This window comes from Carboxylicivirga sp. M1479, from assembly GCF_007097485.1.
GTDB lineage: Bacteria > Bacteroidota > Bacteroidia > Bacteroidales > Marinilabiliaceae > Carboxylicivirga.
Genome location: NZ_VKDE01000002.1, coordinates 67,849 through 91,856, shown reverse-complemented (window position 1 = coordinate 91,856; position 24,008 = coordinate 67,849). Strand labels below are relative to the sequence as shown.

The 24,008-nt window shown below is 39.7% G+C and carries 15 protein-coding genes and 1 pseudogene; 10 read left to right on the top strand and 6 right to left on the bottom strand.

Annotation, left to right across the window (positions count from 1 at the left end; all coding sequences use genetic code 11):
* Positions 1–14 precede the first annotated feature (14 nt).
* From FNN09_RS02185 to FNN09_RS02160, 5 genes and pseudogenes are all read right to left on the bottom strand, one after another.
* Positions 15–1,190 carry a DUF1501 domain-containing protein gene (locus FNN09_RS02185; RefSeq protein ID WP_143299835.1) on the bottom strand — a complete coding sequence of 392 codons (1,176 nt, stop codon included), beginning with the start codon at positions 1,188–1,190 and terminating at the stop codon, positions 15–17.
* A gap of 15 nt (positions 1,191–1,205) precedes the next feature.
* A pseudogene (locus tag FNN09_RS02180) lies at positions 1,206–2,548 on the bottom strand (DUF1800 family protein).
* 240 nt (positions 2,549–2,788) lie between these two features.
* Complete coding sequence (locus FNN09_RS02170; protein ID WP_185968819.1) at positions 2,789–3,214, bottom strand: SPOR domain-containing protein; 426 nt, start codon at positions 3,212–3,214, stop codon at positions 2,789–2,791.
* Between the two features lie 128 nt (positions 3,215–3,342).
* Positions 3,343–4,041 carry a response regulator transcription factor gene (locus FNN09_RS02165; protein ID WP_143299831.1) on the bottom strand — a complete coding sequence of 233 codons (699 nt, stop codon included), beginning with the start codon at positions 4,039–4,041 and terminating at the stop codon, positions 3,343–3,345.
* Between the two features lie 79 nt (positions 4,042–4,120).
* Entirely contained in the window at positions 4,121–5,161 is a 1,041-nt protein-coding gene (locus tag FNN09_RS02160) for a cell wall metabolism sensor histidine kinase WalK (protein ID WP_255433969.1), read from the bottom strand.
* Positions 5,162–5,431: 270 nt separating this feature from the next.
* On the opposite strand from FNN09_RS02160, the gene FNN09_RS02155 reads away from it, so the two are divergent.
* From FNN09_RS02155 to ung, 10 genes are all read left to right on the top strand, one after another.
* Positions 5,432–7,714, top strand: coding sequence for an inorganic phosphate transporter (locus FNN09_RS02155; RefSeq protein WP_143299830.1), 2,283 nt, complete (start codon positions 5,432–5,434; stop codon positions 7,712–7,714).
* Between the two features lie 521 nt (positions 7,715–8,235).
* Positions 8,236–11,022 (top strand): TonB-dependent receptor domain-containing protein, encoded by a 2,787-nt coding sequence (locus tag FNN09_RS02150; protein WP_143299829.1) that lies wholly within the window; start codon positions 8,236–8,238, stop codon positions 11,020–11,022.
* A 160-nt stretch (positions 11,023–11,182) separates the two neighbouring features.
* Complete coding sequence (locus tag FNN09_RS02145; protein ID WP_143299828.1) at positions 11,183–12,373, top strand: hypothetical protein; 1,191 nt, start codon at positions 11,183–11,185, stop codon at positions 12,371–12,373.
* 397 nt (positions 12,374–12,770) lie between these two features.
* The gene (locus FNN09_RS02140; RefSeq protein ID WP_221932401.1) at positions 12,771–15,449 is read left to right on the top strand and encodes a hypothetical protein; all 2,679 of its coding nucleotides are present in this window, start codon (positions 12,771–12,773) and stop codon (positions 15,447–15,449) included.
* Between the two features lie 12 nt (positions 15,450–15,461).
* On the top strand, positions 15,462–15,842 hold the full coding sequence (locus FNN09_RS02135; RefSeq protein WP_143299827.1) for a VOC family protein: 381 nt from the start codon (positions 15,462–15,464) through the stop codon (positions 15,840–15,842).
* A 39-nt stretch (positions 15,843–15,881) separates the two neighbouring features.
* On the top strand, positions 15,882–17,903 hold the full coding sequence (locus FNN09_RS02130) for a glycoside hydrolase family 97 protein (RefSeq protein WP_185968818.1): 2,022 nt from the start codon (positions 15,882–15,884) through the stop codon (positions 17,901–17,903).
* Positions 17,904–18,408: 505 nt separating this feature from the next.
* Positions 18,409–18,942, top strand: a complete 534-nt coding sequence (locus tag FNN09_RS02125) for a chemotaxis protein CheW (protein ID WP_185968817.1) — start codon at positions 18,409–18,411, stop codon at positions 18,940–18,942.
* Between the two features lie 69 nt (positions 18,943–19,011).
* The gene (locus tag FNN09_RS02120; RefSeq protein ID WP_143299824.1) at positions 19,012–20,868 is read left to right on the top strand and encodes a methyl-accepting chemotaxis protein; all 1,857 of its coding nucleotides are present in this window, start codon (positions 19,012–19,014) and stop codon (positions 20,866–20,868) included.
* 76 nt (positions 20,869–20,944) lie between these two features.
* On the top strand, positions 20,945–22,153 hold the full coding sequence (locus FNN09_RS02115) for a carbohydrate porin (protein ID WP_143299823.1): 1,209 nt from the start codon (positions 20,945–20,947) through the stop codon (positions 22,151–22,153).
* Positions 22,154–22,680: 527 nt separating this feature from the next.
* Positions 22,681–23,373, top strand: a complete 693-nt coding sequence (ung, locus tag FNN09_RS02110) for a uracil-DNA glycosylase (RefSeq protein ID WP_143299822.1) — start codon at positions 22,681–22,683, stop codon at positions 23,371–23,373.
* Between the two features lie 150 nt (positions 23,374–23,523).
* Here the strand turns inward: ung and FNN09_RS02105 are convergent, their stop codons facing one another.
* Positions 23,524–23,964, bottom strand: a complete 441-nt coding sequence (locus FNN09_RS02105; protein WP_143299821.1) for a hypothetical protein — start codon at positions 23,962–23,964, stop codon at positions 23,524–23,526.
* Between the last annotated feature and the right edge of the window lie 44 nt (positions 23,965–24,008).

The window sequence follows — 24,008 nt, the reverse complement described above, 5'->3', positions numbered from 1 at the left end:
TATTCGCTGCAGTTTTATAGCACATCCATTGGCTGATGATCACGTCCAATAATTGATCGGTAATCGGCTTTTAACCATTGATGTATAACACTGGCGTAAATTGATCGAAAATCAACCGTATGTAAAAGGTCGTTATTACTATGCATATCCAAGTTACTCGGCGAATTGTAGAAACCCGGTTTCTTTAATCCGCCACCTATTAGCCAAACGTTGTTCGCTTTGCCATGATCAGTTCCCTTGCTTCCGTTTTCTTTTATACGACGACCAAATTCTGAAAAGATTAATATTCGCGTATTATTCCAGTTACCCGAAGCTTTTAGGTCATCCTTTAATGCCTTTAATCCTTCATCTAACTGCAATAAAAGTTGTTTCTGTCTGTTAAGCTGATTAGAGTGAGTATCAAAACCACCTATCTCATTATAAAATACATTGGTTTGAATGCCAGAAGCCATTAAGCTACCTATTACTTTTAATGACTGCCCAAATTTGGACTTGGGATAATCAACTATGCTTTTATATTGCCTGGATGTATGATATAGATAATCAGCAGATTGTTGTGTATTCACCAGGGTCTTATATAAAAAGCCAACATCTGTCTTATTAGATGCAGGGGAGCTGGCCAAAGCTTTCAAAAATGGCTCGTTACTGAAATTATAAAGCTGTTGCGGGTTTGTTAAAACCATGCCCAAGCCCTTTTTACCTTTTAAAGCCAAGGACTTATGAACACCATACTGAATTGCAGCATGGGGGTAAGTACATTCAGCATCAAGGTAACGTCCCAACCAACCGCTTTGCAAATATTGATTCGCCCCACTGGCTGACAACCAAATATCGCTCGCCCTAAAATGAGATTTATTTTGATTGGGGTAGCCAACTTGGTTAATAATATTTACTTCTCCATTATCAAACATATTGGCCAGCTGAGCCAAGGACTGATGAAAAGCCATTTCTGAATCGCATTTAATTAACTCCTTAGCTGAAAGGCCAATATTGGGTCGTAAATTGTAATAAGAATCATTGCGATAAGGCACAAAAGTGTTGAGCCCATCATTACCCCCTGACAATTGTATCACAATCAACTTGTTATTCCCCTGCCCTACAGTTTCTTTATTAAGAGCCTGTAAAAAACCAGGTATCATCAGTGTTGATCCAGCAACAAAACTTGTCTTTATAAAATTTCTTCTTTTCATGGCAGTTGGGCTTGATTAACACATTTGATATTCAGGTATAGAAATGAGTTTTAACAGATACTTCTGAATGTCATCTTCTTCAACAATTGCTTTGACCGATGCCTTTGGCTGCTCACCAATCACAATTTCATTGAGCATAAAATTATCTAACAACGATAGGGCAGCGCTTAAATAATCCCAATCAACACTGACTTTCAATAGTGCCTTTTTTCGTTTTCGTTCTTTTTCGTTGGCCTCCATTGGTAGGTCTGACTCAATCATGCCCCCGTTCAAAAGCAAAGATGGCAAGCGTAGTCGCGTCATAAGCGTATTGCTATCGATCCATTCTTTTCCACCTGGCCACCCAGCAACATTGGGCGGTTCATGCAGCACCTGCCCCAGCATTCGCTGCACCATAATAAGTTGTTTGGGTTTATCAACACGATAAGGAATCAGGCGATTTAAACCAACCAATAATTCAATGGGAGACTTAATCTTGGCATTGATATTATTGTTGGAGTAAAACCAGTTAGCGTTAAATACAAAACGCATCAGCGCTTCAATATTATAGTGAGGATAAAACTCTTTAACCATTGATTGAACATTACCCTCGTCGACCTCATCATTGACAAAATGCTTATAAATTCGTGTGCACAAATAATAGGCACATTCCTTTTGTTCCAGTAGAATGCGAATGATATCATCGCCGTCAAAATTCCCCCTTTGATTCAAAAAAAGCTTTTCACCGTCATCGTGCTGCCTCTTAACATTAATAAACTCACCCTCGGCGTTATATCGCCAGCCTGTAAAAGCCCTGGCAGCTTCTTTAATATCTTGTTCGGAATAGAGCACATCGCGTCCCAAGGTAAAAAGTTCCATCAGCTCACGGGCAAAGTTCTCGTTGGGCGATTGCTTTTTGTTTTTGTTATTATCGAGATAACTAAGCATATTGGCTTCCTTTGACACTGCTGTTATCAATATCTTGAAATCATCCAAGGCATAGTTTCTTAGTGTATTATTAAAGGATTCAACAAAGCGAATATTCTTGCCTGAAGTAACAAAAAGTGTGGACCAAAAAAGGTCATTCGTTCGCGCAAAAAACTATCTGAATACACCATTCGATTGAGCCAAGCCATGTTATGCTCCGCAATCTTTTTCCGATTTAGCTTCTGTAAATCCTTTTTCTGTACTTCATTTAGGTTCCTTATTTCCTCTTGAGTAAGCTTAGGGTAATCGATTAGCAATGGTTCCACCTTTGCCTTTTCTTCGAAAAGGCGTGCAACAACTTGTTCGCGATCATCATTAAGCGCTTCTTCCAATTCTAGTTTGGAACCAAAACCAGCTCTCCGTATAAGGTGGTAGTAATGTTCTGACTTCATGCTGCAAATATTTTATTGACCCAACACTAAACCACTGCTATAAAAACAAATAGCATAGATATGGTAATATAAGCTTAATTCATCATTTGTCAAAAACACGGCAGTGGAACGAACAATGTACTTAACCATAAGTTATTTTGGCAGGTACAAAAAAACCATTTTGCGAATCGTAATGAGTATTACGATTCGCAAAATGGTTGTATTTTTTATTGGGGTGCAGCTACCGAGAGCTGCCTTATTTTATTTTTTTACCAGTAACCACACATCACTATGATCTTCACTATTTCGAGCAGTTCTTAACTCGGCATAAGCTTCTTTTCTATCATAAAATCCTTTGTAAGCTACCTTATAAAACTCTCCGTTGGGGCCACCTGGACGTTCGATTACCTGTGCATTATAGCCATCGGCAATCAACTTTGTTTTAAAAACATTGGCATTATCCATGCTGGCGAAACTTCCTGCAATTAAAAAGTATTTGTCGGCAGGTTTTGGAGGAGCAGGCTTAACTTTTGGCTTTTCAACCACTTTTTTAACCGTGTCTTTAACAACAGGCTTCTGAACAACAGCTGTTTTTACTGGTTTTTGAGGTTTCTTGGTTGGTTTATCTTTACATCCAACTGTTACCAAAAGACCAACAACAGCAATAATTGTAAATAAATTTCTCATATACATAGCTTTGCAAATTAAGACAGCAAAATAAATACCTTGTTTTTTATAAGACAAGGATAAATGTAAGGAAATTGCAATTGTAGACCAATTTTTATAACAAGTATATTGTTTTGATAAATCAGGTATTAAACAACGTATTTATAACCTACTCCTTTAATGGTTTTAATATGATCTTGTCCTATTTTCTCGCGTAACTTACGAATATGAACATCTATGGTTCGATCTCCAACAATAATGTTATCGCCCCAAACAGTATTATATATTTCATCACGCGTAAAAACTTTCTCGGGCTTAGAAACTAATAAAACAAGCAATTCAAATTCCTTTTTAGGCAGAATTAACTCTTCGCCGGCATTAATTACCAAATAGCGCTCACGATCAATGGTTAGATCGCCTATTTTAATGATGTGGCTTTCATTTGTTTCTGGCATTTCATCTCCTGACCTATATCTTTTCAGCAAAGCTTTGGCGCGTGATATCAACACCTTAGGTTTAATAGGCTTTGTTATATAATCATCTGCTCCGGCATCAAAACCTGCAATTTGAGAATAATCCTCTCCTCTGGCGGTTAGAAACGCAATGATAGAATTCTTTAGAGCAGGAATCTTTTTCATTTCCTCGCACGTTTCAATTCCATCCATTTCTGGCATCATCACATCCAAAATAATCAACTCTGGTAATTCGGCCTCCGCAATAGCAATAGCCTCTTGTCCATTATTCGCCGTTAATACCTGAAAGCCTTCTTTTCGCATGTTATAACTGACAAACTCTAGTATATCAGGCTCATCATCAACTAAAAGAACTTTGTAATCCTCTACTTTCATTATATAAAGTTTTAATACGAAATTAAGTAATGAGTTTAACAAATAGTTTCGTATAGGTTATGATTGGGTTAAATTAATATTAAGCCGGCTTTTCAAGTGTGAATGAAAAAACAGTACCCTGCCCCACTGTGCTTCTAACATTTATGCGCTGCCCATGAGCTTCAATCAAATGCTTTACAATAGCTAAACCAAGACCTGTACCTCCCTGCTCGCGGCTACGACTTTTATCAGCCCTATAAAACCTTTCAAAAATACGTGGTAAATTCTCTTGCGAAATTCCAATTCCAGTATCTTTCACCTCTACCAATATTCGATTGTTCATATCAAAAAAACTAACTTCGGTTGAACCACCTTTTTTACCGTAATTAATGGAATTAACAACCAAATTACTAAGCACCTGAAACATGCGTTGCTTATCTGCCTTTACAGCTGATGCTAACTCTACACCCTCGCCATATTGCAAGGTAATTTTCTTTTCACTCGCTCTTATTTCCTGTAGTTCAAACACATCATCTACCAGTTGGTTTAAATTAAATACCTCAGGGTACAACTCTAGTTCGCCAGCCTCTAGCTTGGAAATAGATTCCAAATCTTCAATAATGGATATCATGCGATCAATACTCTTTTCGGTACGCGTGAGGTAGCGCATATTAATGTTCGGATCATCTATACCTCCATCTAAAAGAGTTAAAATGTATCCTTGAATATTAAAAATGGGTGTTTTAAGCTCATGCGATACATTGCCAAGAAATTCCTTTCGATACTTTTCCATTTGCTTTAATTCTTGTATCTCTTGCGTTCGGTCGTGCATCCAGCTAACCATTTCCTGATTCACATTCTGCAGTATATCATCGGAAGAAGTATCAAGTTCTGCTTTATCATGATTAGGACCATAAAGCGTTTGGTACAAAGGATTGATTCTGGCATGAATAAAAGAATTAATAAAATACCGCACCATGGCAAAAGAAACAGCAAAAAACAAAGGCACAGAAATAGTCATGCTATAAAAAAGATTATGACTAAAATAATTCACACCAAAAAACACAAAAGCCAGAATTAAAAATCCCAAGGCAATGTATCCTGCAATTTTCTGTGGTTCAATAGACTTTATTTGTTCCATTTTATAATATATCGATGATGAAAGTGATGTTTAAATCAATTTTTTATTCGTTCGCTTACCAACAAAGTTATACGAATTATTGCCTTATCGACTACCTGATTATACAAATAGGCATGTTAAAACAATGTTAAGCACTTATTTCGTTACATTACTGATATTAGATACATTTGCATAAGTGCGCTCATCCATGAAGATAACATAAACTTAATATTCGCTTTGAGTTTATGCATTGCGCATCGGCCTATCTTTGGAAATTAACAATAGTGTATTATGACATTTATTTGGATTGCAGTTATTCTTTTAGGCTTATTGGCTGTTGTAGATCTGGTAATAGGCGTTTCTAACGATGCTGTTAATTTTTTGAATGCAGCCATTGGTTCGCGAGCTGCTCGACGTAAATTAGTATACTGGGTGGCAGCATTAGGCTTGCTCATCGGATCACTGTTATCGGCCAATATGATGGAAGTAGCTCGTAAAGGAGTTATTTATCCATCAAGCTTTGCCTTTACAGAGCTTATTATTGTTTTTGTGGCCGTAATGTTGGTAGACATAATGCTAATCGATGGTTTTAACACCCTTGGTTTTCCGACTTCAACAACTATTGCAGTGGTATTTGAGCTATTGGGAGGAGCCATGGCTTTATCCATTTTAAAGAATCGCGAAGCCCGAATGGATGGCATTGAAGTGGAGCAATTAATAAATACAGATAGGGCATTTGTAATTTTAGCAGGTATCTTATTATCCATATTCCTGGCTTTTATTGTTGGTATTTTGGTTCAATTTTTCACAAGAATCATTTTCAGCTTTAACTACCATAAAAAGTTTAAATACCTCTTCTCATTGGTGGGAGGATTAGCCATTGCCACCATTTTATTCATGATCTTTAAAAAAGGATTAGGAAACCATGGCTTGTTTGACAGTTACCCTTGGTACGAAACAGTCTTAAACTATCAGGCTGAAATCCTTTTTGGGGTGTTTGCCCTTTCTACCTTTCTATTTTTGTTTTTGAGTCTATCGTTTAATGTTGATATACCGCGTATTGTAGTGCTTTTTGGCACCTTTGCCCTGGCCATGTCATTTGCGGCCAATGACCTGGTCAACTTTATTGGGATACCTTTGTCGGCCATTGAAAGCTTTAAAGTATTTGTTGCCTCAGGACACAGCAGTCCAGCCGATTTTCCAATGGCTTTTATCAATGATGATGTGGTGCGCAAAGATATTTTTAATGATTACACCTACACGGTCATTTTTGCCCTATCGGCACTCATTATGACCATTACCCTGTTCAAATCAAAAAAGCTACGCGGTGTAACCGAAACAGAAGTATACCTTGGCAGGCAATCGGCAGGATACGAGCGATTTGAGCCCTCCCACTTATCTCGGGTCATAGTGCGTAACTTTCTACATTTACACGGCATCGTTTTAGGCCTGATGCCCAAAAAGGTGGTGTCATTTTTCGACTCGCGCTACAAAAAAACCGAAACAGCAGAAACGCGAACCGAAGACGGCGTCATCTATTTCGATACTGTTCGAGCATCAGTCAACCTGGTAGTTGCCAGCATTCTTATATCCCTCGGAACCTATATGCAGTTTCCACTGTCAACAACCTTTGTTGTATTTATGGTGGCAATGGGTACTTCTCTGGCAGATCAAGCCTGGGGGCGAGAAAGTGCTGTTTACCGTGTATCGGGCGTTCTATCTATTTTAGGTGGATGGTTTTTTACAGCCTGCCTGGCTTTTATTGGCGCTTTCATTTTTACCTATCTTATTTGGTATGGCGAATGGATTGCTACCATTATTTTAGCAGTCATAAGTGGTGCTACCATTTACTTAACACACAAATACCATCGATCAAAACAAAACGAGAAGCAATTATTGAAAGAGGATTTTCAAGATGAAGAAGATAATAACCTCGATCATTTGATGGAATCAGGTGGCGAGCAAATTCGTCTTCATTTACAAGAGGCTTCCAAGGTATTTTACCTGAGCGTGCAAGGCTTTATTGAAGAAGACATAAGGCAATTACACGAGGCGTATAACAAAGCACAGCTCTTAGATAAATACACGCGCAGCAGTAAGTCAAAGTTTTTCTATGCCTATGCCAAAGTAACGGAAGAAGGTATTGATTCGGGACAGTATTTTGTGCAGGCCTTTGATTACCTTACTGAACTTGTGGGATGCCTGAGTAATATCGCTCAGCCATTATACCAGCACATCGAAAACCAACACAAAGGCATGACCGACTCTCAGCGAAAGGACTTACAAGAGCTACTGGACGAGGTATCGGGTTACTTTAACCACATTATACACATCGAAAAAGAACAAAAATTTGAATTGGTTAATGAGATGGTAAGTAAGCAGAACTTTCTACTGAGTTTTCAGGATACTCTGCGCCGCAATCAGATTAAACGCATTCAAAAAGGCGAAGGACGCACACGTGTCAGCATTTTATTTATGGATGTATTGGCTGAAACTAAAAACGTACTATTATACTCCATCAATCTAATAAAGGCACACCGAGATTTTGTAAGTTCTTATCGATCGAATAATTAAACACCATTTGACACCTGGTTCCTTTTCGAGTTAAAACTTCAAGCATTTAACCTGAGGTTGTTTCTATGTGCTTGTTGAGTCATTTGTATTTATTCTTACCTGGCATCACTAATTGTCAATATTAAGTTTTGATAATAGTATTGATTTTAAGCCTTTTTTAGCAGCAATCTTTAGGGAATAATTTCTCTATTTAGCACAAAATAGGCGTAATGTTAAGTCCTTGTTAAAGGAGTATTAACTACACCTCTTCTAATTGCGCCTTCATTTTCCAAAAGAAAACACTACACCCTGTACATCTGCAAGTTACACACTCCTTTGGCTTAACATATATTTAAAGTTCTATTAATTATCTCTTATCAGCCATCGCCCGACCTTGCTATACATTTGCTCACGAAATATTTGAATTATTGAGAGGGAAAAATGAAACGTCTGCGATTTTAATAGCGATAAACTCATAACAGTATCAAAATTTTAAATCACAGAAAGTTCCATCCGACCACAAAAAATAAACAATTAAACGGATGAAAAGACAAGTTTTTGGAATTGTTATTCTATGTCTTGTGAGTCTTACACAGGGATTTGCACAAACAGGGATATTGAAAGGGAAAATAACAGATAGCAAAACAGGAGAAGAACTAATTGGAGCAGCTGTTATTATCGAAGGCACCACAACAGGTACAACCACCAACTTTACTGGTAATTATATAATGCCAGCAATGGAGCCAGGTGTTTACACCATTCGTTGTCAGTACATTTCGTACGAAGCTCAGGTTAAAGAAGGCATTGTAATAAAAGATGGTGAAGAAACTAGCCTGAACTTTTTAATGGGAGAATCATTGCTTGATTTGGCCGAGGTAAAAGTTGTAGCGAAGGCCAACCGCGAGTCGGAGAACCTTCTAATGCTTGAACAGAAGAAAGCCGTTGTTGCCACACAGGCAGTAGGAGCACAGGAGCTATCGCGCAAAGGAGTAAGTGATGCACAAGGAGCTGTTTCAAAAGTATCGGGTATATCAAAGCAAGAAGGTGTTAAAAACGTATTTGTACGTGGTCTGGGCGACAGATACAACGCCACTACCTACAACGGTTTGCCAATACCATCAGAAGATCCTGAATACAAGAACATATCTTTGGATTTTTTCTCCACAGACATTATTCAATCTGTTGGCGTGAATAAAGTTTTTAACGCAGCCAACTACGGCGATGTAGGTGGTGCTGTAATCGACATCAACTCCAAAGAATTATATAAAGACAGTGAATTTACAGTTGACCTGGGCCTGGGTGTTAATACACAAACATTCAATCGCGAGTTTCTACAGGCCGATGGAGTTAATGCTTTCGGTTATACCCAATCGACCAACTTACCAACACCCCCCACAACACCATTACCAGGTGCACAGTTTAACCAAATAGATAATTACAACTTCACCTATAGCCTGGATCCATCATCACGCAATACACAAGTCAATGGTAACTTTGGTTTATCAGGTGGTAAAAAATTCTATTTGGGCGATAAGCAAAATACCCTATCATTATTTGCAGTCGGCAGCTATAGTAACGACTACGCCTATTCCGAGGCAGCAGTTAGAAGAATTACTACAGACGGAACTATTGATCAGAATCAAGTAGGAGATAAGTACACTCAAAACACCAGCCATTTAGTAATGGCCAATGCCGACTACACAACAACTAACAAAAGCACCATAGCCTATAACTTTATGTACCTGCACACCACCAACCAATATGTTGGCGACTTTTATGGTACAAATAGTGACTATGAAGCGGGAGTAGGACAAGAAGGTATGATGCGACGTCAGCAACTGAACGACAACGCATTATACATCAACCAAATTACAAGCAACTGGTTTGTAAACGACAAATTAGATATCAACGCTGCCGCCTCGTACAACCTTGTGCTAGGTAAGGAGCCCGACAGAAGAATTAATAACCTTGAGAAACGTAGCGATGGTCATTATGGTTTGCAAGGTGGAAACGGTAAACAGCAACGTTTCTTCTCCGACCTAAACGAAGGAGATATGAACGTAAAAGTCAGTGCCGATTATAAATTAAGTGATGAAGAGGATAGCAACTCCTTATTGAGTATAGGTTATACTGGTCGATTTGTTAACCACGATTTTGAGTCGGTTGAATACGACATGCGTGCCAGTAGTGATGGTGAATTTTACCCTCCTAACATTGTGTTGGATGATTTCTTCAATCAGGAAAATATGAATATTGGCGATGGCAATGGTGGCGATTTCAGAGTATTATACTCAGATCAAAGTTACAGCGTAGCACGCCAAATACATGGAGGCTTTGCTGATGCGACAATTGAAATCAGCCCACGCTTTATACTCAATGCCGGTTTAAGATTCGACCAGGTTAACATGGATGTAACCTATAACAAGTACCAATCCAACACACCTGAAGAATCGAATATCAACGAATTCTTTATACTACCAAGTTTCAATACAAAATACGACCTCAACGACAAAAATGCGCTGCGTTTAGGACTTAGTAAAACATACACTTTACCACAAAGCAAAGAGATTAGTCCGTTTAGATACAATAACCTTAGTTACACAAGCCAGGGAAACAAAGACCTGCAGCCATCTGAAAACTATAACCTGGACCTGAAATGGGATAACTACTTATCGGCAGGAGAGCTATTAAGTGTTAATACATTTTACAAACGCATTAATCAACCCATTTCACGGATTAATGCCAATAACTCAGCAGGTGTTTTAACCTACGAAAATGTGGCTGACTTTGCCACAGTCGCTGGTCTTGAGCTAGAGCTAAGAAAAAATATCTTCAATCAGCCTTATGGCGTTGATGCCAACGGAATAAACAAACTTAGTTTTGGACTCAATGGCTCTTATATCTATTCAAACATTGATTTTGATAATCCTGATTCAGATGCCATATCAGGCACCTTTACACATTCAACATCACAGTTAGAAGGGGCAGCACCCATCATCGCTAATATCGACCTAACACACACCCTTAAAACGGGCAATAAAGCATTTTCAAACGCCTTGGTTTTTAACTATACAAGCCAAAAAGTTTTTACCATTGGTCGCGATGGTTTTAACCCAATTATGGAAAGTGCCGTGCCTACAATGGATTTTGTATCGAGCGCCAAACTCAACCAACACATGACCATAAAATTTAAAGCTCAAAACCTGCTTAATCCTAAATATCAGCTAACACAAAAGCCAATTATTGATGGGCAAGACCAAGCGGAAGTTACTCTTTTAGATTTTGAAAAAGGAATGAATATTAGCATTGGCTTCAGCTATACTTTCTAAGCTAATTAACGGCTATAACAACAAAAAGAGCTTAACAATTACCTAACAATCTGGTAACTCATAGTAAAGCTTAAGCATGCATCAATCACATACATTTGTGATAAAGAATTAATAATAATTGAAACAAATTGATTACAAACAATAAGCTAAAATTTAAACAATGAAAAAGTTATTTTTTGCCTTAGCCATTTTCTCTGCACTACTTGCTTCATGCAACGATGATGATGACAAAAAGACCGATCAAGATGAAAACGTTTTAAAAGGAGATATTACAGGATTAAAAGAACTCGACCCAAGCGTTGAATACACTTTAACAGGTGCATTAAACATTAAAGATGGAGGCGAATTAGTAATACCAGCCGGAACAATGATAAAAGCCGAAATTGGTTTTGACAAATACATTTTAGTTGAAACAGGTGGTAAAATAATGGCCGAAGGAACAGCTGATAAGCCCGTTACATTCATGTCTGGCGCCGCCAGTCCTAAAGCTGGATATTGGGGTGGTATCATTATTAATGGTAAAGCAAAAGTATCAGGTGCAGGCGCCTCTGGTACTAACCGGGGCTCAACCGAAATTGATGGTAACATTAAGTATGGTGGCGACAACAATGCCGACAATTCGGGTAAATTAATGTATGTCAAACTTTTTCACACTGGAGCTAAAGTTGATGCAGATACAGAACACAATGGTCTAACACTTAATGGTGTTGGTAGCGGAACAGTTATTGAAAACGTATACATTGCCGAAGGTTCAGATGACGGCGTAGAGTTTTTTGGCGGTTCTGTTAACGTTAAAAACCTACTTGTTGTTAACTCACAAGATGACATGTTTGACATTACCCAAGGATGGACCGGAACACTTGATAATGCTTATGGCATTTGGGAAGCACCATTCTTAACCGATGAAGGTGACCCACGTGGCATTGAGTCAGATGGTAACCTGGATGGTAAAGGTCCTGACCATGTTGATCAATCGGACTTCACGCTTAAAAACATATCAATTGTGGTTAACGCACCTAAAGCCGACGATAAAACATTTATGCACGATGCTATTAAGGTACGTCGTGGCGCTAAAGCATACATCACAAACTGCTTGGTATGGAACATCAACGGAGAAGTTAAAGATTTTGTTGATGTAGTAGATAAAAGAGGCGGAGCAACCGATGACACAGTTATTGAGTGTACCTACAAAGGCATTGCATATGTAGGTAACGAGGTAACACGCGAAACATCAAACGAAGCTGGTGATGGCACCATTACTTCAGATGCAACAGTTACTGTTTCAGACTCTAATACAGGTGCTGACACAAGTGCATTTAGCTGGACTGGCTATACATTTCCTGCTAATTAATACAATGAGCTAAATGGTGAGTGGTAGCACCAAGCAACTCAAGCATATCTAACCAAACACCATAAAAGCGGCAGGGATTCATCTCTGTCGCTTTTTTTTCTCAACACCAAACTCGCCCAAAGAACTATTCCTTATAAGCACAATCACCTTGGGCGCGGCACCCATACAGCTTGGGCAATATACCCAAGCCTATTGGGCAAGCCAGCCAAGAACATTGGGCAGACCACCCAAGAGCACTGGGCGTGGCACCCAAAATCGTTTCAAACGTTTGCAGTGTATCATCAATAGGCATTTCACATTATAACTCATTGATTATGTGAGTACACAAGATGATCACACTTGCAATTTCATCGGTGTATAAGTACTTTGCAAGTGCAAACACTCAACTTTATATGCCATGATGAAGCAATTCACATTAACCCTGATAGTAATTCTTAGCCTGTCAGCCTGTCAACAGCACAGTCAAAAAAGCCTTTACCAAGCAGATAACTATACCATCTACACCGACAAAGTAAGCCAAGGCGAGTATACTGCCCAAGTGCTTTCGCCCACCCACATAACCTCTGATTATCAAAGCCCTGCCAATGCCACATTCCCCAATTTCATAGAGTTTAAATTTGCCATTAACGGCAAGGACAATGAGCTACCCATTGGCGTGAATCATACTTTTTTGCTTGAAGTTAACAACAAAGGAAGCATTGAAGTTCCCACCCTATTTTTCGGGAAGAAGCATAATAGTGAAACAAAACAAGCAGCAACTGGAAGCATTGAACCCAACACGCCTATTAGCATTCGTGTGGATGCCTCAAATATTATAAAAGCACTTAAAGAGCAAGGTTATTATCAAACCTACCAGGGCGATAAAATTTACCAGGAAGATTTTAAAGGCATCTACATTGCTGGTAACCTGGCACCCTTAAGTTGGGATTTTGATAATTTACCAGGCCGCACAGACAGGCAGCTAACGGATGACAACAACGATGGTATTTTTGAAATATCATTTGAACTAAACCCATACAATGAAGATGACTTTACAGCCAAGGAATGGAAATTAGAAAACGACATTAGCAATTACTCTCAAATACAATCGGATGTACCATTAATTGATGCCTTGTATAACATGGCGCTTGACGAAACCGAAATGAATATTGAGGATGATGGTACATTTCGAACGGGCGAAGAGTGGCCTGGGGTATGGACGCGAGATGTGAGCTACTCCATTGTGCTGGCTTATGCCTTTACCAACCCTGAAGTAGCCAAAACCAGTCTCATGCAGAAAGTTAAAAACGAACGCATTATTCAAGACACTGGCACAGGAGGTGCCTGGCCTATTTCATCGGACCGCACTACATGGGCCTTGGCAGCATGGGAAGTGTACAAGGTAACAGGCGATGAGCAATGGTTAAAAACCATTTATCCAATTATAAAAAATTCGGTGCTTGATGACATGCAAACACTTAAAGATCACCGCTCAGGCCTGATTAAAGGAGAGTCATCCTTTTTAGATTGGCGCAAACAAACCTACCCCGACTGGATGGATGGCGTAGATATTTTCGAATCACGTTGCCTGGGTACCAATGCCGTGCATGCTCAAACCTATCATCTACTCGGCCAAATGGCACAACTACTTGGCGATGATGGACAGGACTTTCAACAAGAGGCGGAAAAAATAAGAAAAGCCATCAATAATGAACTATGGATGGACGACAAAGGATATTACGCCCAATACCTTTATGGACGTAACAAGCTAATTCTGTCCCCTCGCAGCGAAGCATTGGGCGAGGCATTTACAGTGCTGTTCAACATTGCCAACGAGCAACAAGCAGAAAGGGTAATTGAAAACACACCAGTTGTTGATTATGGCGTTCCATGCATCTATCCGCAAATACCAGAGATACCGCCCTACCACAACAATGGCATATGGCCCTTTGTACAAGCCTACTGGAATTGGGCTTGTGCTAAAACGGGTAACACCTCGGCAGTGGAGCAAGGACTAGCAGGCATGAACAGGGCCGCTGCTTTATTTTTAACCAACAAAGAAAACATGGTGGCCGATAATGGAGATTTTCGTGATACCGAGGTCAATTCAAACCGACAGCTATGGAGTGTGGCCGGTTACATGAGTACTATCTACCGTGTTTTTGCAGGCATGAACTTTGAATTGGATGGTCTGCACTTTCATCCTCACATACCATCAAGCTATGGTAAGCAATTGGCGATAAGTAACATCAAATACCGCGAGGCTACGCTCGACATCACAATCAAAGGCCATGGGTCAATTATTAAGAGTTGCACCATTAATAACAAAGAAGGCAAGGCATTCATACCGCATAATGCCCAAGGACACCACCAGATAGTGATTGAACTTCAAGAAAGCAAGCAAGTGCAGGCAGTAAAGCATAGTCAAGACAATCAATTCTCATTAGTAACACCACGCTTACAACGCAATCGCAACAAACTCATGTGGAACGAAGTTGAAGGAGCTACAGCCTATCAGGTTCTGCAAGATGGAAAGCTGATAGCTAGTATTAACAATAACGAGTTTGTTACCGAGCCATCATCAGTTTATCACGAATACAGCATAAAAGCCATTAATCCATCTAATGAGTCATTTAGCAGTCAGATAGAAGCTATACATCCATCGTCAAGCATTACTGTAGACGCCACCTTAATGAGTAAGCTAAGCGACAACACAACAAGTGGCTACTCAGGCAAAGGATACCTGGTTTTAGATAAAAAGCAGAATACCAATATTCAATACAGCATCAAGGTTGATAAGGCAGGAACATATCTTATTCAGGCTAGATATAGCAATGGTTCGGGGCCCAATAATACGGATAACAAATGTGCCATACGAACTTTAAAAGTGAATGGTTCAAAAGTAGGTGTGCTGGTCATGCCTCAACGCGGAAAAGATGAATGGTCAAATTGGGGACTGACTAATCTGGTCACTATAAACCTTAAGAAAGGCAACAACACCATCCAGCTCAGCTTCGAAGACTACAACAATAATATGAATGGAGAAGTGAACCGTGCACTTATTGACGAAATCAAATTAATCCCTAGTAACAAATAATACCATCTATATATGCGAATAGAACACATTGCCATTTGGGTTAGTAATCTTGAAGTATCCAAAGATTTTTACAGCAAGTATTTTGCAATGACTGCCAACGAAAGATACGAGAATACGAAAAAACAATTCACCTCCTACTTTATGTCTCACAAGGAAGGAGCTCGCATAGAACTGATGCACACACCTGAACTGGCCGACTTAATAAGTACTAAATCAATAGGCCTTGCACACATTGCTTTTACAACAGGAAGCAAGCAAAAAGTGGATGAGCTAACCAATCGACTTCGTGCAGATGGCTACACCATTGAGGGAGAACCACGGATGACAGGTGATGGCTATTACGAAAGTGTGGTGCTGGACTCCGATGGTAATCAACTGGAAATAACTGAATAAGTAAACTAAACTTTGATGCAATCAACAAAAACGACACATATGCCAATTAAACCATTAAGCGGGTTAGTACTATTGTTTAGCCTGTTTTTGTTTACCAGCTGCAAGCAAAACAAAATACTTCAATCGCCCGATGGTGAAATTCAGGCCGTTGTTCAACTTACAAATGGTAAGTTATCGTACCAGGTTATGAAAGATACTGAGGTACTTATCCAACCCTCTTCTTTAGGTTTTCATCTGAAAGAACATGGCAAGCTAATCGATAATTTTATCTTGTTAGATCGCGACAAAACGGAAAACAAAGAGGAATGGACAGCCATTTGGGGACCCCGCAAAGAAATGATCAACCATTATAATCAGGACACATTGAAGTTGGAACACGAACCAACTGGCATACGCATGAATATTGTTTTCAGAGTCTATAATGATGGCGTTGCTTTTCGTTATGAGTTTCCAGAACAGGAGAAACTTAAGCAATTCACAATAATGAATGAGCTAAGTGAATTTGCCATGGTGGGTAACCCAATTACCTGGTGGCAAGAGGCTGATTTTGACAGTTACGAATCGCTTTACCACGAAACACCCTTATCGCAAGCTCACTGGGTAAATACACCCGTTACCTTGCGTAGCAATTCGGGTATTCACATCGCATTGCACGAAGCAGCGCTGAGCAATTACAGTGGCATGACCCTAAAGCTTAAAGAGGGCAAAAAGATCAACACCTACGTATCGGAGCTCGTGCCCTGGGCCGATGGATCTAAAGTAAAAACACAGGCCGGTATGACAACTCCCTGGCGCACCATTACCATAAGTGATCAGGCAACTCAATTGGTGGAATCAAACATGATTGTTAACCTTAATGAACCGTGTAAAATTGATGATACATCGTGGATTGAACCAATGAAATACATGGGCATCTGGTGGGGTATGCACATTGGCACAGAAACGTGGGTTGAGGGTCCTCGACATGGAGCCACAACCGAAAACGCCATGCGGCATATTGATTTTGCCAGCACCAACAGCATACAAGGATTGGTGGTTGAGGGCTGGAATGCCGGGTGGCACCGCTGGGGTGCCAAAGATGCCTTTGACCATGTAACGCCAGCTGCAGATTATGACCTCACGAAAGTAGCTGCTTACGCCAAAGAAAAAGGGGTTGAACTAATTATGCATCATGAAACTGGAGGCGATGCCATTGGTTACGAAGCCTTAATTGATTCGGCCTACGCCCTGTGTCAGCATCTGGGCATCAAAGCCCTTAAAACAGGCTACGCAGGAGGCATTTACCCACGAGGAGAACACCATCATGGCCAATACATGGTAGAACATTACCAAAGGGTAGTGGAGAAAGCGGCGCAATATGGCATAATGATTAATGCCCATGAGCCTATTAAACCCACTGGCAAGCGCCGTACATGGCCCAATATGATGACACGCGAAGGCGTGAGAGGCATGGAGTGGAACGCCTGGAGCGATGGCAACCCACCAGCACACACAGTCACCATTCCGTTTACACGCATGTTAGGTGGTCCAGTGGATTATACACCCGGTACTTTTGATTTGCTATTGAAAAATTTTGAAAGCGAACGAATGGCATGGAATACCGATGACATCAGCCAAACACGCACCCACACCACCTTGGCAAAGCAACTGGCACTCTTTGTAATACTATATAGCCCTATGCAAATGGCAAGCGATGTGATGGATAATTACATCAATCATCCAGCCTTTGAATTTATTGCCAATGCCAATATCGACTTTGACGAAACAAAGGTATTAAACGGAGAAGTGGGGCAGTTCATTACCACTGCCCGACGCACAGGCAACGATTGGATGATTGGAGCTGCCACCAACGAGAAAGAACGTCAGCTTACTATATCACTCGATTTCTTAGATAAAAACAAACAATACGAAGCCACTATTTATGCCGATAAAAAGGGCTGTGATTGGTTAAGCGAACCTGAACAATACACAGTAAGCAAAAAAACTGTTAAACACGGCGATCGACTAAACATGAAACTGGCAGCAGGTGGTGGTCAGGCCATTGCCATAAAAGCGAAGTAAAAACATAAGCGTAATAAATGTTTGAATCCCATCAGGGTTCATGATCAAAAGTGATTTATAAGCCCGGATTGCATCCGGGCTTATTTACCTTAAACTCTTTCAGGGTTATCTTTTTATAAACCGCAAAGAACGACAGGCATATTTCACAATCCATTGCTTTACCGCAGAGTAAAAGGAGAACACCGAGAACTCACTAACCGCAACTAAATCACGGAGTGATACAACATGAATAGCCATAGATGAAATCTATGGAGAACAAGATACCTGTACCTAAACCACAAAGTGGTTTAACTCGCAATATGCTTTTGACAAAATTTTAGGTTCATAGGTCTTTTATGTACTTATACATGCTATATCCCGCTACACATAAGCAAACCTGGAAGTTCAAACCCCCCTTAAAGTACTATCGAAATCAACCCTTTTAGCCAAAACAATATAAAACCCATAACCGTATCACCCTACAAAACTACATTACAAATAAATTACACCAAAAACAGTTACACCTGTGAAAAAGAAGACTAACAATTCATTTCTAACTTTCATACTCAACAATGAGTTTTTTGCATTGGGGGTAGAAAAGGTATTAGAGATTATTGAAACATCGGAAGAGAATACATTAACTAACTTACCTAAAGCGCCAGAAAGCGTTGAAGGGGTGGTCAACTTTAGAGGCAATGTAATACCTATTGTGAACACTCGCCTAAAGTTTGATATGCCAGCTTATGCAAGCAATGAACGATTTGTGATTATGGTACTTCAATTAAACATTGGCGGCGTACAGCAAATTATTGGTACCATGGCCGATAAAGTTGTTGATGTAATAGAAATACAAGAGAAGGATATTCAAGCCGTTCCTGAAGTCGGTCAAGGCGTTAACTCGGATTACATACAAGGTGTGGTACACCGACAGGACAAGTTTATTATGCTACTAGATTTAGAATCTGCGATACAGAGCGATGAAATAATTCGTCTGGAAGATACTGTGGAGACCGAAGAGGGGGCTGAGGATGCAATCGTTGAAGAAACTATTGAAGTATAGCCCAACATTTTTTACAGCATCATACAAAAGAAGAAAATAAAGTATAACCTAGAATCGAAAAAAAACAACATGAACATTAAAGATTTAAAAATCGGAACACGATTAATCTCCAGCTATATTATTATAGTAGTATTAACCATCTTAATTGGAATCATTAGTTATACAGGCCTGTCAAGTATCAATAATGAAGCGGATATAGCATCAGATATTAGTGACTCGCAAACAGCCATGTTAGCAGCCAGGCAAAGTGCATATGAATACATGGTTTATGGCGATTCTGATTACATAAGTGAATGTAATAAAGAGTTAAGTGATAGTAAAGAATACTTGGTCTTAGCTGAAAAGAGCATGCAACTTGAGCAAAGTAAAAAGGACTCGAAAGACACTCGTACAAACATTGAGGATTATCGTAATGCCGTGTCAGTTTACGTAGAGCTTGAGGAGCAACAAGTAAGTTTGCTTGAAGAAATTGATAGATATGCCGACGAAAGCACAGCTGATATCGAGCGCGTATTAAATACTGTTCAGTCTCAGTTTAAAGCCAGCACAAACACTGAATCAATGTTGGAAAGCTTTGACGACTATGCTGAATTACAGCAGGCCAATGATGCCTTTAACGAAGTTCGTGTTTTAGCGTGGCAATTTATTGCTGATCCAACAGATGAAGAAAATGGAGAATTTGATCAGCAGAAAGCTGATATTGTACAAGTGTGGGTCGAAGAGTGTCGTAAGCAGCTGGAGGAATCATTAAAAATAATGGATACCCAGGAAGATGTGACAGCTGTAAAAGAAGCCATAGAAGGTTTGGAAAACTACGACCGTGCATTTGATACCTTTGCCAATACCATAAGAAGTCAGAAAGATGTTCAGGTTAAGTTAAGGGAAGAAGGAAATAGCGTTATTACCTTATCCGAAGTTGTTGCCGATGGTGCTGCCGAATTAATGGACAAAACAATGGCATCAGCCAATTCAATGATTTTGTTATTTACCATTTTGTCTGCCATTTTTGGTGTAATTATTGGATTTTTCATGACCAGAAGTTTAACACTACCAATACAAAAAGGTGTTAGTTTTGCGAATGCAATTGCTGGTGGCGACCTTACAAAGACACTCGACATCGACCAGAAAGACGAAATAGGAGAGCTAGCCACAGCAATGAGTGAAATGAAGGACAAATTGACCGACACTGTTCACTCTGTTATTGAAGGTGCTAACTCAATTGGAAGTGTAAGTAGTCAGGTTAAAGGTTCAGCCAACCAAATGGCAGGTGGAGCAAGCGAACAAGCTGCCTCAGCTGAAGAGGTATCCAGCTCAATGGAAGAGATGGCTGCTAACATTCAACAAAATACAGATAACGCTATTAAGACACGTCAGATGTCATTAAAAGCATCGGCTGCCATGGAAGAGGTTGCAAGTGCATCAGAAAATAGCATGCAAGCTGTAAACGATATCTATAAGAAAATTAATGTTGTTGTTGAAATTGCTGAAAAGACCGACTTATTGGCCATTAATGCAGCTGTAGAGGCAGCACGTGCAGGCGACGAAGGAAAAGGATTTGCAGTTGTTGCAGCTGAGGTTCGTAAACTAGCAGAAAGAAGTCAGTTGGCAGCAAGTGAAATTGTTGAGTTGGCCGATAGAGGCATGAAACTTACAGAGGAATCAACCAATAAGCTAAACCTTATTGTACCAGATATTAAAGAAACTTCCCTTTTAGTTGATGAAATTACAACTTCAAGTGAAGAGCAAAGTAGTGGTGCTAATCAGGTCAACGGTGCAATACAGCAACTGAATGTAATCACTCAGCAAAATGTTGAATCAACCGATGAAATGACAAAGAGTTCAGAGGTAATGGCTAATCAGGCCATAGAATTAAAGAACATCACTGAGTTCTTTAAGTTATCACAAAATGGTTTTGGACGAAATTAATTTAATGGGTACCACCTAATGGAAAGGCATTCAATAGCACATCGCTGTTGAGTGTCTTTTTTATAAGACCAAAACAATGACACAAAATCTCGGAACCAATTCCCCCTCTTTCTTAAGAGACATCAAAATATTTAGATCAATAATACTTTTGCTGGTATGCATTAGCACCTTTACACAGGGCTTAGTTGCCCAAACAACAGATGCTCTATCCTTTGAAGCATCGTATCTTAGTGATTATGTAAATAGTCCGTACAGCACTTTAAGTACTGGAACTGCCTACATGGGCATGATCGATTTGGCTGCTAGTTTAAACACAGAAACTGCCAACCTATGGCCAGGTGGAGAGTTCTTCTTTCAATTACAAAACACCCATGGAGCAACAGCTTCGGAGAGTTTAGTAGGCGACTTGCAAGTATTCTCAAACATTGACAATGGCAATTACACATTCTTATACCAGCTATTATACACGCAATCGATCGGCGCCTTATCCCTAACCATAGGCAGCCACGATGTTAACGAGTTGTTTGTAGCCAGCGACTATGGCGGAGAATACATCAATAGTTCGTTTGGCTTAATGCCAACTGTTTCGATGAATGTGATGATATCCTCATTTCCAAAACCCTGCCTGGGAGCCATATTGCAATACCAGTTTACACCAGTGTTTACGTTTAAAACAGCAGTATACGAGGGCGATCCATTGTGCTTAGACGACGAACCATACAACACTAAATTCTCAATTGACACCAACCAAGGTTACTTCGCCATTGCCGAGGGAAATTATACTTATTCATTGGGCGAAAATTTTTCTAACACCTACACATTTGGCGGATACTACCACAGTAGCCAATTCGATGATATTGTTAACCCCAACACGGCACATAAGGGAAACTACGGACTATACTTTATTGCTGATCAACAGTTAAGCGCTAGTCATAAGAAAGATAAAAAACTTGGCAGCTTTGTTAAATTCGGCATCGCGCCAAAGAATCGAAATGAGTATCCATTCTTTTGGGCACTGGGACTCAATTATTATGCTCCGTTTACAAAACGAGCAAACGATGTTTTGGGCTTAGCCATGGCTTCCCTCAGCATCAACCGTTCTTTAATCGGCACTGAGCTGCCCTACCAACATAAAAATGAGCAGGTAATCGAATGCTTTTACAAAGCATCCATTGGCGACAATATTTCCATTCAACCTGAAATTCAATACATCATTAACCCAGGTGCTGTATTAGCTAATAACAATACAACGATTGGCCTCGTTAGAACGCACATCACTTTTTAAGTGAATCCACAGGAATCACATTATCACGAAGTGATACAACATAAATAGCCAAAGATGGAATCTATCGGGAACAAGATACCTGCGCCTAAACCACAAATAACGTCAAGAATCTAACAAACTTAGCTAAACCGCAGAGTAAAAAGGGAGCGCTGAGCTACCCATAGCGTCACAAAATCACGGAGTGATCCAACATGAATAACCATTGATGGAATTTATAGTGCACAAAAACCTTGCGCCAAAACCGCAAATAACGACAAGATTTTTTCACAATCCATTGCTTTACCGCAGAGTAAAAAGAGAACGCTGAGACTTTCATACTGCCAATAAAATCACGAAGTGATACAACATGAATAGCCATAGATAAAATCTATGGAGAACAAGAAACCTACGGCGAAAACCACGAAGTGGTTTAACTTTTAAACAACCATAGCTATACTTCAACAGTGAAAGCATGCAAGGTCAAAGTCAAGCTCAAGCCTTTATATTATTTACTATTTTTACACCAACATTAACCACAGCATACAAGCATGGAAGCAACTATAGAAGCGGGATGGAAACAAGTATTACAAACTGAGTTTGACAAACCCTATTATCAAGAGCTAAGCACTTTTGTTGATGACGCCTACCAACACAAAACCATCTATCCACCCAAGGAACAGGTATTCAAAGCTTTTGACTTGTGCCCTTTTGAACGAACCAAAGTGGTAATATTGGGACAAGATCCTTACCACGGTCCTGGTCAGGCGCACGGCTTATGTTTTTCGGTTAACAAAGGCATTAAAATACCGCCATCGCTGCTTAATATTTACAAAGAGCTAAACCAGGATGTGGGCTTTATTATACCCGACCATGGCAACCTGGAACAATGGGCTAAGCAAGGTGTATTACTACTCAACGCTACCTTAACTGTAGAAGCGCATAAGGCGGGCTCACATCAAAAAAAGGGCTGGGAAACATTCACTGATCATGTGATACAAACCATTGCCGAGCAATCGGAACATGTGGTATTTCTTTTATGGGGGGCTTATGCGCAAAAAAAAGCCAAACTAATTGATGAAACAAAGCACTGCATTCTGTCATCGGTGCACCCCTCTCCTTTATCGGCCTACCGTGGTTTTTTAGGCAACCAACATTTTAGCCAAACCAATAAATATTTGACATCTAAAGGAAAAGAAGCAATTGAGTGGCAGTTACAAATGGATAGTCCCAAGCTTTTTTAACATGGCGTAAACGGATGGGATCTTTATCTACACCCCGCAAATAAAGATCGCATCCTTAAAACACAAAAACCGCTCTCTTTCGAAAGCGGCTTTTATTAAGCATTTAGTTAAGATTTCAACCTATAAATCAAATGCCACTAGACACCTACATTAATCAGCTACAAAAAGTAAATACTGGCTCTCATTTGCGTAAAAAAGAAGTAATTCTCCCAGATCATTGATCTGGTACGAATGAACCTGTAAAATCGCTTCAACATATTGCCTTCCATCAAAGAGTTCATTTATTTCAGTACCTCCAAAATTGGTAAAACTAATTTGCTTTAACGAGGGGTTTACCTCATAAAAACCCATGACTTCATTAGTGGATGTTTGACCTGCTACCGTTCCATTTGATTTTAATTCCAGAGTGTAACAACTTTTACAATCCTCAGGCATTATCTGTTTAAATGATTCTGGATTTGAAGTGTAAAAACCTTTGCATTTCCATATTCCTAGCAAAGGGATATTAGCTTCTTCCTCACATCCACTTCCCATCAATACCAACACAATAAGCAGGGTGAGTTTACTAAAACTTAAAAGTTGTCTTTTCATTTTTCTGGCGATATAAAAGTGCATATAAATATAAGATCGTTAAA